General features: G+C 69.3%; 10 protein-coding genes. 9 read left to right on the top strand and 1 reads right to left on the bottom strand.

Features of this window, described 5'->3' with window-relative positions; all coding sequences use genetic code 11:
• The first annotated feature begins 252 nt into the window (after nucleotides 1-252).
• The 9 genes from cofD (at nucleotide 253) to AC0VYP_RS03435 (ending at nucleotide 10928) form a co-directional block, all read left to right on the top strand.
• A complete protein-coding gene (cofD, locus tag AC0VYP_RS03475; protein WP_475472448.1) occupies nucleotides 253-1239 on the top strand; it encodes a 2-phospho-L-lactate transferase in 987 nt (328 codons plus the stop codon).
• A complete protein-coding gene (locus AC0VYP_RS03470) occupies nucleotides 1236-2507 on the top strand; it encodes a coenzyme F420-0:L-glutamate ligase (RefSeq protein WP_475472446.1) in 1272 nt (423 codons plus the stop codon). Before cofD ends, AC0VYP_RS03470 begins: the two co-directional genes overlap by 4 nt.
• Before the next feature lie 97 nt (nucleotides 2508-2604).
• Entirely contained in the window at nucleotides 2605-4182 is a 1578-nt protein-coding gene (locus AC0VYP_RS03465) for a Na+/H+ antiporter (protein ID WP_285761181.1), read from the top strand.
• A gap of 122 nt (nucleotides 4183-4304) precedes the next feature.
• A complete protein-coding gene (locus AC0VYP_RS03460) occupies nucleotides 4305-5144 on the top strand; it encodes a helix-turn-helix domain-containing protein (protein WP_475472444.1) in 840 nt (279 codons plus the stop codon).
• 288 nt (nucleotides 5145-5432) lie between these two features.
• On the top strand, nucleotides 5433-6467 hold the full coding sequence (locus tag AC0VYP_RS03455) for an iron-siderophore ABC transporter substrate-binding protein (protein WP_475472442.1): 1035 nt from the start codon (nucleotides 5433-5435) through the stop codon (nucleotides 6465-6467).
• A complete protein-coding gene (locus AC0VYP_RS03450; RefSeq protein ID WP_475472440.1) occupies nucleotides 6464-7504 on the top strand; it encodes a FecCD family ABC transporter permease in 1041 nt (346 codons plus the stop codon). Before AC0VYP_RS03455 ends, AC0VYP_RS03450 begins: the two co-directional genes overlap by 4 nt.
• Nucleotides 7501-8535, top strand: a complete 1035-nt coding sequence (locus AC0VYP_RS03445; protein WP_475472438.1) for a FecCD family ABC transporter permease — start codon at nucleotides 7501-7503, stop codon at nucleotides 8533-8535. The genes AC0VYP_RS03450 and AC0VYP_RS03445 overlap by 4 nt, the downstream gene beginning before the upstream one ends.
• Nucleotides 8532-9347, top strand: a complete 816-nt coding sequence (locus AC0VYP_RS03440) for an ABC transporter ATP-binding protein (RefSeq protein WP_475472436.1) — start codon at nucleotides 8532-8534, stop codon at nucleotides 9345-9347. The genes AC0VYP_RS03445 and AC0VYP_RS03440 overlap by 4 nt, the downstream gene beginning before the upstream one ends.
• Before the next feature lie 396 nt (nucleotides 9348-9743).
• Nucleotides 9744-10928 (top strand): glycosyl hydrolase family 18 protein, encoded by a 1185-nt coding sequence (locus AC0VYP_RS03435; RefSeq protein ID WP_475472434.1) that lies wholly within the window; start codon nucleotides 9744-9746, stop codon nucleotides 10926-10928.
• A gap of 210 nt (nucleotides 10929-11138) precedes the next feature.
• Here AC0VYP_RS03435 and AC0VYP_RS03430 read toward each other — a convergent pair whose 3' ends face one another.
• Nucleotides 11139-13757 carry a bifunctional FO biosynthesis protein CofGH gene (locus AC0VYP_RS03430; protein WP_285761175.1) on the bottom strand — a complete coding sequence of 873 codons (2619 nt, stop codon included), beginning with the start codon at nucleotides 13755-13757 and terminating at the stop codon, nucleotides 11139-11141.
• Between the last annotated feature and the right edge of the window lie 16 nt (nucleotides 13758-13773).

The raw sequence follows: 13773 nt of genomic DNA, 5'->3' as shown, positions 1-13773 counted from the left end.
GGCCAAAAATTGCGAATCAGCAATCCAAGCCAATGGGTCTGCACAGGTTCGACCGACACGCGCAACAGCCGCGCGGCTCGGCCAGGGCACGCATTGATGGGCCTGCGCCGCCTCGCGCGGATCCGGTCTTCGGCGCAGACGCGACGCCCCGAGCACCGGGGCGCGCTTCTCAGCCACCCCGTCACCGTGTCCTGCGACCAGCGGAGCCGGGGCACGACACGCATACCCCACCACCCTGCCAGACTTGTCCCCATGCGGATAGTCGTGCTGGCTGGTGGGATCGGAGGCGCGCGGTTCCTGCGCGGCCTCAAGGACGCGCTGGACAATCGGGAGGCCCCGACCACAACCGGAACCGAGATCACCGTCATCGGCAACACCGGTGATGACATCACCCTTTTCGGTCTGCGAGTGTGCCCGGATCTGGACACGGTGATGTACACGCTGGGCGGCGGCATCAACGAGGAACAGGGCTGGGGACGCGCCGACGAGACGTTCTCCGTGCGGACCGAACTGGCCGCGTACGGGATGCAGCCGCAGTGGTTCGGGCTCGGCGACCGGGACATGGCCACGCACATCGTGCGGGCGCAGATGATGGCGGCCGGCTACCCCCTCTCCGCGATCACCGAGGCGTTGTGCGACCGCTGGCAGCCGGGTGTCCGGCTGCTGCCGATGAGCGATGACCGGGTGGAGACGCATGTTCTCGTCAACGAAGGCGAGGGGCAGCGCGCCATCCACTTCCAGGAATGGTGGGTGCGCCACCGGGCCGCGATCGACGCGGAGTCGATCGTGAGCGTGGGCGCGGCGGACGCCAAGCCGGCGCCGGGTGTACTGGAGGCGATCGACACGGCGGACTTCGTGGTGCTGCCCCCCTCCAACCCGGTCGTCAGTGTCGGCTCCATCCTGGGCGTGCCCGGCATCAGGGAAGCCGTGGCGGCCACGACCGTGGTCGGTGTCTCCCCCATCATCGGGGGCGCCCCCGTGCGGGGCATGGCCGACGCCTGCCTGAAGGCGATCGGCGTGCGGACCAGCGCGGAAGCGGTCGCCGCGCACTACGGGGCCGACCTCCTGGACGGCTGGCTGGTGGACGAGGCCGATGCGCACACGCGGGTACCGGGCATCGAGGTGCGGGCGCTGCCGCTGTACATGAGCACCCCCGAGACGACCGAGGCCATCGCGGCCGCCGCGCTGGACCTCGCCGGGGAACTGTCCGGCGTCAACACCGGGCGGAGCACCCGATGATCGCGATCGAAGGAATCACCGGGCTGCCCGAGGTACGACCGGGCGACGACCTGGCCGCGCTGCTGGCCGACGCCGCCGACCTGCGCGACGGTGACGTGCTCGTGGTCACCTCCAAGGTGGTCAGCAAGGCCGAGGGGCGCATCACCACGATGGACCGCGATGCCGCCATCGACGCCGAGACCCAGCGGGTGGTGGCCAGGCGCGGACGGACCCGGATCGTGCAGACCCACCACGGACTGGTGATGGCTGCGGCCGGCGTCAACTCCTCCAACGTGGAGGCCGGCCACGTACTGCTGCTGCCGGAGGATCCCGACGGGTCCGCGCGGCGCATCCGGAGCGGTCTGTGGGAACGGTCCGGGGTGAGCGTCGCGGTCATCGTCACCGATACGTTCGGGCGCCCCTGGCGGGTGGGCCAGACCGACATCGCGATCGGCGCTGCGGGGATCGACGCCCTGGAGGACCTGCGCGGGACCACCGACACCCACGGCAACGTGCTGGAGGTGACGCTAAGCGCGGTGGTCAACGAGATCGCGGCGGCGGGCGAACTGGTCAAGGGCAAGGCCACGGGTGTCCCCGCAGCGATCGTGCGGGGCCTGTCGCACCTGGTGACCGAGGACGACGGCGACGGGGCCCGGGTCCTGGTGCGCAGCGCGGACCAGGACATGTTCCGCTACGGTTCGCGCGACGTACTGCACGCCCGCCGCACGGTCCGCACGTTCGGCGAGGCCCCGGTGGATCCCGAGGCCGTGCGCCGCGCGGTGGCGGCGGCGATCACCGCACCGGCCCCGCACCACACGACCCCGTGGCGGTTCGTGCTGGTGGAGTCGGCCGCCGAACGAACCCGGTTGCTGGACGCGATGGCGGACGCATGGATGGCCGACCTGCGTCGCGACGGCTTCACCGACGCCTCCATCGCGCGCAGGGTGCGCCGTGGCGACGTCCTGCGCCACGCCCCGTACCTGGTGGTGCCGTTCCTCGTCGCCGAGGGGGCCCACTCCTACCCCGACGAGCGGCGGGCATCGGCCGAGCAGGCGATGTTCCTGGTGGCGATGGGCGCCGGCGTGCAGAACCTCCTGGTGGGGCTGGCCATGGAAGGGCTGGGGTCGGCCTGGGTGTCCTCCACGATGTTCTGCCCGAACGTGGTGCGCGAAGTGCTCGACGTCCCCGCGCACTGGCAGCCGATGGGGGCTGTCGCGGTAGGCCACCCGGCAGCTGCCCCAGCCGAGCGCGCTCCCAGAGACCCCGAGGAATTCATCCAGGTCAGGTGAGTGTTGCAGGTGAGGACGCCCCGGTAGCGGCCTCACCTGTGACACGACAGCAGCATGGGAGAGTGGAGGCCTTCGGCCACGACGGAGGTCCGGATAGTTGAGTGCAGAGCACTACGTCCTCGCCGGCCTGGTCATCGTGCTCATGGTGTTGGCCGGCCGGGTGATCGCACCTCGTCTGCGACTGCCGGACGCGATCGTTCTGGTCCCGCTGGGGTTCGCGGTGAGCTTCGTCCCCGGCATGGAGAGCATCCATGTCGATCCCGACGTGGTGCTGTTGGTCTTCCTCCCCCCACTGATCTACAACGCGGCGTTCTTCTCCGCGCCGAGGGAGATGCGCGCGGAGGCGCGGCCGATCGTGGCCTTGGCGGTGGGAATGACGCTGGTGACGGCGTTCGCCGTGGCGGCGGCAGCGGTCTACCTGCTACCCGACACCGCCTGGCCGGCCGCGATCGCGTTGGGCGCGGCCGTCGCGCCCACCGATGCGGTGGCGTCCTCTGCGGTGCTCAAGCGGGTGGGCGCGCCCAAACGGGTGATGACCATCCTGGAGGGCGAGAGCCTCATCAACGACGGTGTGGCCCTGACCCTGTTCAGCCTCGCCGTGACGGCGATGGCCGTGCCACTGACCCCGGTGGACGGCGTGGTGGAACTGGTCAAGGTGGTCGCGGGCGGGCTCGCGTACGGGTTTGTCGTGGCGGTCGCGGTGACCTGGGTGCGCACCCGGCTGCACGACGACAACACCCAGCTCGTCGTCGCGCTGCTGACCCCGTTCATCGCCTACGTCCCCGCCGAGCTGATGGGTTTCTCGGGGGTACTGGCCGCGGTGATCGCGGGCTTCTACCTGGGCACCAGGGGCTCCGGTCTCCTGCCGCCACGCGTGCGGGTGACCGGGCAGACCGTCTGGAAGGGCCTGGTGATGCTGCTGGAATCCGTGTTGTTCGTACTGCTGGGACTGCAGCTGCACGAGGTGCTCACCGACGTTGCGGGGCTGCCGTTCGGCCAGCTGGCCGCGGCAGCGGTGGCGGTGATCGTCGCGGCCATCGGGGTGCGGATGCTCTGGGAGGTCGTGGTGTCGCCGGTGATGCGGCGCCTTCCCGGTCGCCTGCGGCTGGACTCTGGACCGCTGGCCCAGCGGGTGGTAATCGGGTGGAGCGGGATGCGCGGGGCGATCTCGCTGGCCATCGCGTTGTCACTGCCGTTGACCCTGGAGGGCGAGGAGTTCGGCGACCGCAACCTGTTGATCTTCATGGCCGCCTCGGTCGTCCTGGCCACCCTGATCGGACAGGGGATGACGCTCCCGCTGCTGCTGCGCCGCCTGGGGGTCAGGACCGACAGTCGGGTGCTCCAGGAGATCGCCTCGGCGGAGACGGCGATGGGCCGCGCCGCAATGGACAGGTTGGACGAGCTCATCGCGGACGAACGGGTGGACGCGGACACCGCCCGGGCCCACCGGCAGATGCACGAGCTCTTGGTGACCCGGGCGCGGGAAGTACTGGCGGATGCCGACACCGACCCCTCCACGCTGGACCGGGCCAAGGAGACCTTTGTGGTGCGCCGGGAGGTCGGCGCAGCCCAGCGGTTGGCACTGACCCGGCTCTACCGCAAGGGCGAGATCGGCCACGACGTCTACCAGAACCTCCAGCGCGAGCTTGACCTGAAAGAACCGCCGCTCCCCTAGGCCGTCGCCGGGCCCCTGGACCGGCCGCGGGCCGGCCGTCCCTACTCTTCGCGAGCGCGCCGAGACGGCTCCGGGCCGACGCCCTGCCGGGAGGCCCGAGGAAGCTCGCTAGCCTGGATGACGTGGCCATACGAGATCTCCGACCGACCTCCGCGGGCGAACTGTTCATCGGCGGGGCGGCGCGGCGCGGCACCGTTGACAGCCGCCGGCTCCCCCTCTACGCGGCCGGTGAGATCGATGTGCCGTTCGTCATCAGTGGCCAGGACGAGGTCATCTCCCGCGACACGCTGTGGGAGAAGCATTCGCATCCGACGCACGAACTGCTCTGGAACCAGCGGGGTGCGTCCTCCGCGGCGATCGGCATGCGGGTCTGGACGATCACTCCGACGGTGGGTCTGTGGATCCCGGCGGGCATCCCCCATTCCGGATGGACGCCCACAGGAACGTGGCACCGGGCCGCGCAGTTCAGTATTCACGCGGTGCCGTCGATCTCCGACGATCCGGTCGCGGTGGACATCACACCTTTGCTGGGGCTCCTGCTCGGCCGGCTCAACACCGACGGCCTCACCGCGGATTCACGGGCGAAGACCGAGGCGATCGTCCTCGACCTGATCGCTCCGGCCCAGCATGAGCTGTTCCTGCAAATCCCCGAATCGTCACTGCTGGCACCAATCGTCGCCGCCGTGCGCGCCGATCCCGCCGAGACGACGACCCTGGCCGCGTGGGCGACGCGGCTGGGCGTCAGCACCCGGACCCTGACCCGGGCGTTCCGTTTCGAGACCGGCCTCGGATTCAGCCAGTGGCTTGCCACGGCCCGCGTGCAGCACGCGGTGTCGATGCTCACACGAGGGGACGAGATCGACGAGGTCGCGGCGTGTGTCGGGTACCACTCGGTGAGCGCGTTCAGCACGGCGTTCCGGCGGATCGTGGGGATGAGTCCCGGGCGGTTCCGCGCGCAGTGACGCACCGGTCGTGCCCCCTCGCGGGCAATTTTTGTCCGTTTCGCGAAAAAAATGTCACATCTGCGTGATTGCGCAGCAACCAAATGCACCCTAAGTTCGGTTAGGCAACCCTTATTTTCGCCATCGTCTTGGTCGCGGAAGCACCTGCTTCCGTGCACCGCATCGAGGCGTTTCGCCCGACCGGTCTCTCACCGCCGCATGCCGTTCCTTGTTCGCCCCGGGCGTCACGAGGCTCCGGCCACGTCAGTGCTGTGCCTGCGGCCAGACGGTCAAAAACGGAAGGAAACCATGCCCCGCGTTTCAAGGCTGGCCGCGCTCCCCACCGCTGCGCTGCTCATCGTCGGGATCGCAGCCTGCTCGTCCTCCCCTTCCGATTCCGGTCAGGAGGGTGGCGGCTCCGACGACTGGGCGGCCATCACCATCGAGCACGCTCTCGGCACGACGACCATCGAGTCCAAGCCCGAGCGGGTCGCGACGGTGAACTGGGCCAACCACGAGGTCCCCCTGGCGCTGGGGGTCGTACCGGTCGGCATGGCAGCCGCCAACTTCGGCGACGACAACGACGACGGCATTCTCCCGTGGGTCGAGGAAAAGCTCGACGAGCTGGCCCCGGACGAACAGCCGGTGCTCTTCGACGAGACCGACGGGATCGACTTCGAGGCGGTCGCCGACACCCAGCCGGACGTGATCCTCGCCGCGTACTCCGGGTTGACCCAGGAGGACTACGACACGCTGAGCGAGATCGCTCCCGTCGTCGCCTACCCGGAGACCGCGTGGGGCACCCCGTGGCGGGAGATGATCGAGCTGAACAGCCAGGCCATCGGCATGGCGGACGAGGGAACCGAGCTCATCGCCGACCTCGAACAGCAGATCGACGAGTCCGTCGCGGAGTACCCGCAGATCAAGGACAAGGCGACGATGTTCCTCACGCACGTCAACACCACGGACCTGAGCGAGGTCAGCTTCTACACGACGCATGACACGCGCACCCTGTTCTTCGAGGACATCGGCCTGAAGACCCCCGAAAGCATCGCCACGGCCTCCGCCGACACCGACCGGTTCGCCCTTACCCGCAGCGCCGAGCAGGCGGACGCGTTCAACGACGTCAACATCATCGTCACGTACGGCGGCGACGAACTCGTGAGCGTTCTGAACGACGACCCGCTGCTGTCCCAGATGCCGGCGGTGGAGAACGGTTCGATCGTCAACCTCCCCGGGGACAGCCCCCTGGGCACGGCCGCGAACCCCACTCCGCTGTCGATCGCCTGGATCCTTGAGGACTACCTGTCCCTCCTCGCCTCGGCAGCTGACGAGGCGCAGTGACGAGGAACGGTTCCCTGTCCGTTTCGGGCGCCGCACGACGGCGCCCGAAACGCGGCAAGACCCTTTGGCTGATCGTGGTGCTCGGTGCGCTGGTCGCGCTCATGTGCGCCTCGGTCACCGTCGGATCGCGCAACGTCAACTGGTCCGACATCGTGGCGGCCTTCGGCGGCTCGGTCGAAGGCTTCGGCCAGGCCGCGGTCGCCAAGCGCATCCCCCGGACACTGCTCGCCGTCATCGCCGGCGCGGCGCTGGGCGTGTCGGGTGCGGTCATGCAGGGGGTGACCCGAAACACCCTGGCCGACCCGGGCATCCTCGGCGTGAACATGGGGGCCTCCCTCGCAGTCGTCACCGGTATCGCCTCCTTCGGGCTGGCGTCCGCGACCAGTTTCATCTGGGTCGCGATCGTCGGCGCGGGGGTCACCGCGGTGTTCGTCTACGCGATCGGATCATTGGGCCGGGGCGGCGCGACACCGCTCAAGCTCGCCCTCGCCGGAACCGCGACCTCTGCCGCCCTCGCATCGTTCATCAGCGCGATCGTGCTCCCGCGCAACGACATCGTCAACGGGGTCCGCTCCTGGCAGATCGGCGGTGTCGGCGGCGGGACGTTCGACAGTATCTCCCAGGTCCTTCCCTTCCTCGCGGTCGGTTTCGCCATCTGCCTGCTCTCGGCACGGGGGCTCGACCTGCTCAGCCTCGGCGACGAACTCGCCGCCGGCCTGGGAGAGCGCGTCGCGGTCGCGCGGGCGAGCGCGGCCCTCGGTGCCGTCGTCCTGTGCGGCGCGGTCACCGCCGTCACCGGACCGATCGCCTTCGTCGGCCTCATCGTGCCGCACGTGTTCCGCCTGCTCGTCGGTGTCAACCACCGGTGGCTCCTGCCCTTCTCGGCGCTCGGCGGTGCCGCTCTCCTGACAGCCGCGGACGTGGTCGGCCGTATCGTGGCGCGGCCCGGACAGGTCAACGTAGGGATCGTGACCGCGTTGATCGGCGCCCCCCTCTTCATCTACATCGTCCGCCGGCAAAAGGTTCATGAGCTGTGAGCATCGCAACCGTCGAGACTGTCGCCCACGGCCGGAAGCGCAGTGCGCGCCGACGGCGCGTCGTGATCGGAGTTCTCGCCACCCTGATCGTCCTCGCGTTCGCCGCGACCCTGATGATCGGAAAGACGTTCTATCCTCCCGGCGACGTCGTGCGGGTGATCCTCGGGGAGAACGTGCCGGGCGCTTCGTTCACCGTCGGACGGCTCCGGTTGCCCCGCGCGGTCCTCGCGGTGGTGGCCGGGGCGTGCTTCGGACTCGCCGGCGTCACCTTCCAGACCATGCTGCGCAACCCGCTCGCCAGTCCGGACATCATCGGCATCAGCTCGGGCGCGAGCGCGGCCGCGACCTTCGCGATCGTGATGCTCTCGCTCGACAAGACTGGCGTGTCGGTCTTCGCGATCGTCGCCGGGCTGGCGGTCTCCTTGCTCGTGTACGTACTGGCGTTCAAGGACGGAGTCGTCGGGACGCGCTTCATCCTGATCGGCATCGGTATCGCGGCGATGCTCGACAGCCTTACCACCTACATCCTGGACCAGGCGGCCGAATGGGACGTCCAGGAAGCGATGCGGTGGCTGACCGGCAGCCTCAACGGAACCAAGTGGAGCGAGGTCGTCCCGGTCGTCATCGCGCTGCTGGTGATCGCTCCGGTGCTCCTCTCCCAGGCGGGCAACCTCACCATGTTCCAGCTGGGCGAGGACACCGCGTCGGCGCTCGGGGTCCGGGTCAACCGCACCCGGCTCGTCGCGATCGTCGGAGCGGTCGGGCTCATCGCCTTCGCGACCGCCGCTGCGGGGCCGATCGCATTCGTCGCCTTCCTCTCCGGCCCGATCGCGGCGCGCCTCGTCGGCCCGAACGGCTCCCTCCTCGTTCCCGCCGCACTGGTCGGAGCGCTCCTCGTACTGGTGGCCGACTTCGCCGGACAGTTCCTTTTCGGCACCCGTTACCCGGTCGGGGTCGTCACCGGCGTACTCGGCGCTCCCTACCTCGTGTACCTCATCGTCCGGACCAACCGCGTGGGAGGCTCCCTGTGACCACGGCTCATTCACTCCTCGTCGAGGAACTGACACTCGGCTACAAGGACCGGGCCGTCATCGACTCCCTCGACCTCGCCATCCCCGCCGGGCAGATCACCGCGATCGTCGGGGCCAACGCGTGCGGGAAGTCAACCCTGCTCCGCTCGATGTCCCGACTCCTCGCGCCCCGGAGCGGACGGGTGCTCCTCGACGGCAAGGAAGTCCACCGCCTTCCGTCGAAGCAGGTCGCCCGGACCCTCGGCCTGCTGCCGCAGTCGCCGATCGCCCCGGAGGGGATCACGGTGAGCAATCTCGTGGGCCGGGGGCGGCACCCCCACCAGAAAATGCTGTCCCGATGGAGCAAGGAGGACGACGAAGCCGTCGCCGCCGCCCTGGAGGCGACGCGGACGGTCGAGCTCGCCGACAGGCCCGTCAACGAACTCTCCGGCGGGCAGCGCCAACGCGTCTGGATCGCCATGGCCCTGGCCCAGCGCACGGACCTTCTCCTGCTCGACGAACCCACCACGTTCCTCGACGTCAACCACCAGGTCGAGGTCCTCGATCTGCTCACCGACCTCAACCACTCGTCCGGAACAACGATCGTGCTGGTTCTCCACGACCTCAACCTCGCCGCACGCTATGCCGACCACCTCATCGCACTCGCGTCCGGCCGGCTCCACGCCGCGGGCCCGCCCGAGGAGGTACTCGTCCCCGAAACGGTGCACGCCGTGTTCGGGCTGCACAGCCAGGTCATCACCGACCCGACGTCGGGGAAGCCCCTCATGCTGCCCATCGGCAGGCATCACAACGCGGTCGGGGCCGGTCGCTGAGGAGCAGGAGGCACCGGCCCTGACGTCCCGGCCCCGGGCAGCGCTTGAGGCGCTGCGCCGGGGCCGGTGTCCGTCCGGCCCTGACGGGGCCGACAACCGCCCGGTGGGGGATGAGAGACGTACGGCACAAATATTGAAAACTTTCCTTCCAATTGCATTGACCGCACAGCCCTGTTTCTTTTACGTTTATTGACAATTCGAGACTGTCCGAATCTGGACGCCCTGCGAAGACAACCGACGGCGCTCGGATGCGTCCGCCCCGGCCTCCCACCGGCGGCCCGAACCCGCATCGCGCCGTCGTCAACCAGATCACGTCGTACCCGCCCGACGATGAGGAGTAAGCCGTTGCCCCCCAAGGCACTACGCTCAGTAGTCGCAGTAGCCGCTTCCGCATTAATGGTCATGGCCGGGCTGTCCGCGCTCTCGGCGCCTGCCCACGCGGCTCCCGCCCCGCAGGAGCCCGTCACCACCGCGGCCGACGGCCCGTGGCTGACCGGCTACTGGCACAACTTCAACAACGGCTCGACCGTGATGAAGCTCAGCGAGGTTCCCGAGGCCTACAACCTGGTTGCGGTCGCCTTCGCCGACAACCTGGCCGGCACCCCCGGCGGCATCACGTTCAACCTGTCCAGCGGTGAGCTCAACGGTTACACCGACCAAGAGTTCAAGAGCGACATCGCCGCCGCCCAGGCCCAGGGCCGCAAGGTGATCATCTCGGTGGGCGGTGAACTCGGCAACGTCAGCGTCAGCAACGCCACCGAGGCCACCAACTTCGCCGACACCACCTACGCCCTGATGCAGGAATACGGGTTCGACGGCGTCAACATCGACCTCGAACACGGCATCAACGCCCAGTACATGACACAGGCGCTGAACTCGCTGTCGGACAAGGCCGGCCCCGAGCTGATCATCGCCATGGCACCGCAGACCATCGACTTCCAGTCGGAGTCGGCGCAGTACTACCAGTTGGCGAGCAACATCAAGGACATCCTGACCATCGTCAACATGCAGTACTACAACTCCGGCTCGATGCTGGGGTGCGACGGCCAGGTCTACAGCCAGGGCACGGTGGACTTCCTGACCGCCCAGGCGTGCATCCAGCTGGAGATGGGGCTGAGCCCCGACCAGGTCGGCCTGGGCCTGCCCGCGGTACCGTCGGCGGCCGGCGGCGGCTACCAGTCCGCCGACAACGTGGTCAAGGCACTGGACTGCCTGGAGAACGGCACCAACTGCGGTTCCTTCACCCCCTCCACCCCCTACGGTCCGATCGGCGGAGCCATGACCTGGTCCGTCAACTGGGACGCGACCAACAACTACACCTTTGCCACGACGGTCGGCCAGCGCCTGAGCACCGGCGGCGGACAGCCCAACCCCGGACCCGGCCCGGACCCCGAGCCCAGCCCCGAGCCTGAGCCTGAGCCCGGCGACTGCACCGCCCCCGCGTGGAGCGCCGGAACCATCTATGTCGGCGGCGACCGTGTCTCCCACGGCGGCAAGACCTGGGAAGCCCGTTGGTGGACCCAGGGCGACTCCCCCGCCCCCAGCGAGTGGGGCGTCTGGAAGGACCTCGGCGCCTGCTGACCAGAGGCCGCCGAAACCCCGGTTCGGACCCGGCCTGCCATCCAGGTCCGAACCGGATGAGACCCCGCCGTGGCGCGCCGAGCCCCTAGGGCCCAGCGGCTCGGCGAACGCGCCCCCCTCCTCCCGGGGTGGGCCCGCGCGGCGGGGTCGCCTTGATCGGCCCCTGGACTCCTCAATGGCCCTTGAGGAGTCCAGGGGTTCTTCGTGGACTCACACCACGGGCAGGCGGGTCCTGCGCACACTGGCGGCGACGCCGTCACTGGCCGCTGCGACGGCCTGCCGCTCCGCGTCAACCTCGCCGTACAGGGTGTCGCGCTGGCGCAGCGGACGCCCGGTCGGTTCGACCAGAGCGCGGATGTCGCTGATGGTCTTGAACGAACCGTTGTCGGAGCCCGCCATCCTGCTGATGGTCTCCTCCATCAACGTGCCGCCGATGTCGTTGACACCGCCGCCGAGCAGGCGACGGCAGCCGTCGTCGTCGAGCTTGACCCACGAGCACTGGATATTGTCGATGTGGCCGTGCAGCAGCAGCCTGGCCAGTGCGTGCACCGCGCGGTTCTCCCGCTCGGTGGGTCCGGTCCGGGCCAGCCCGGCGAGGTAGATCGGTGCGTTGGTGTGCACGAACGGCAGCAGCACGAACTCCGTGAAGCCGCGTCGGCCGTTGCGCTGGACCGCGCGTTCCTGTAGGGAACGGATCAGCTTGATATGGGCCACCCAGTGCTCGGGCGTGTCCACGTGCCCGTACATCATCGTGGAGGTGGTGGGGATGCCCAGGTCGTGGGCGGTGGTGATCACCTCGACCCATTCCCGGGTGGGCAGCTTGCCCTTGGTCAACACCCAGCGGACGTCATCGTCGAGGATCTCGGCGGCGGTGCCGGGGATGGAGCCCAGTCCGGCCGCACGGGCGCGGGTCAGCCATTCCGCCACGGGCAGGTTCGTCCTGGCCGCGCCGTTCATCACCTCCATGGGGCTGAAGGCGTGGACGTGCATATCGGGTACACGATCACGAACCGCGCCGGCGATGTCGAAATACGCGGTCCCCGGCAGGTCCGGATGGATTCCGCCCTGCATGCAGACCTCGGTCGCACCCGCCTGCCACGCCTCCGCCGCACGGTCGGCGACCTGGTCCAGCGAGAGCGTGTAAGCGTCGGCGTCGGTGCGGCGCTGGGCGAAGGCACAGAATCGACAACCGGTGTAGCAGACGTTGGTGAAATTGATGTTGCGGGTGACCACGAAGGTCACGTCGTCGCCGACGGTGTCGCGGCGCACCTGGTCGGCCAGACCCGCCAACGCCTCCAGTTCGGGGCCGTGGGCGTACAACAGGGCCAGCGCCTCGGTGTCGGTCAGCCCGGCCGGATCGGTCTCGGCCCGGCTGAGCGCGGCTTTGATCTCGGGGTCGAAGCGGCGCGGCTCGCCCACCCCCAGCGCGGGCCGCGCGATGCGCCCGCGCAACTGGTCCCAGTCGCCGTAGACCGCGTCGAAGTCGCCGCGACGGTCGCCGGTGCGCCCTTCGGTGTCCACTTGGACGTGGAGTTCGGTGCGGCCGGTCGCGGTCATCCCGCTCTCCGGCTCCTGCCAGGGGCGGCCCTGGACCTGCGCGTCCTCGCGGGCAAGACCGGTGGAGGGGTCGGCCAGCGCCGCGACGTGGGCGAAGAGCCGCGGGTCCAGCCACGGCTCGCCCTGGAGCACGTACTCGGGATAGATCGTGAGACGCTCGCGCAGGTCGAAGCCCGCTTCCGCGGTGCGCTGGGCCAGTGATTCGATCTGGGGCCAGGGCCGCTCGGGGTTGACGTGGTCGGGGGTGAGGGGGGAGACCCCGCCCCAGTCGTCGATACCGGCGCGCAGCATCAGGGCGAACTCGTCGCCGATCAGGTTGGGCGGGGCCTGGATCCGGGCCTTCGGCCCCATGACGACGCGGGTGACGGCGATGGTCGCGGCCAGCTCGGCCAGCTCGGCGTCCGGCCGGTGCATCATCGCGGTGTCGGGTTTGGCCCGGAAATTCTGGACGATCACCTCCTGGACGGCGCCGTACTCGCGGGCGGTGGCGCGCATGGCGAAGATCGCGTCGGCGCGCTCCGCCACGGTCTCGCCGATCCCGATCAGGATCCCGGTGGTGAAGGGGACGGTGGAGCGGCCCGCGTCCTCCAGTACGCGCAGCCGCACCGCCGGGTCCTTGTCGGGGCTGCCGTAGTGGGCCTGTCCCCGCTCGGTGAACAGACGCTCGGAAGTGGTCTCCAGCATCATCCCCATGGAGGGGGCGACGGGCTTGAGGCGCTGGAAGTCGCTCCAGCTGAGCACGCCCGGGTTGAGGTGGGGAAGGAGACCGGTCTCCTCCAGCACCATGATGGACATGGCGCGCACGTAGGAGAGCGTGTCGTCGTAACCCTGCTCGTCGAGCCACTGGCGAGCCTGGGACCACCGGTCCTCGGGGCGGTCCCCCAGAGTGAACAGGGCCTCCTTGCACCCCATGGCCGCGCCCTGGCGGGCGATGTCCAGGACCTCGTCCGGGGAGAGGTACGGGGCGGGCAGCCGTCCCGGGACGGTGGCGAAGGTGCAGTAGTGGCAGCGGTCACGGCACAGGCGGGTCAAGGGGATGAACACCTTGCGGCTGTAGGTGACGATCCCGGGACGCCCCACAGCCTCCAGTCCGGCGTCCCGGACACGTGCGGCGTGCCCCAGCAGCGTCTCCAGATCCGCTCCCCTGGCGTGCAGCAGGACCTCCGCCTCGGCACGGTCCAGTGCCTTTCCGTCTCTCGCCCGGGCCAGCGCGCGCCGCATGGCCGAAGGGGACGGGGCGTCTTCGATTTTGGCGTTTCCAGCACCACTCATAGGCGCACGATACGTG

It is taken from the genome of Nocardiopsis sp. iso_186 (assembly GCF_056173365.1).
The sequence above is the reverse complement of the archived record's forward strand: the minus strand, read 5'-3'. Positions and strand labels throughout refer to the sequence as shown.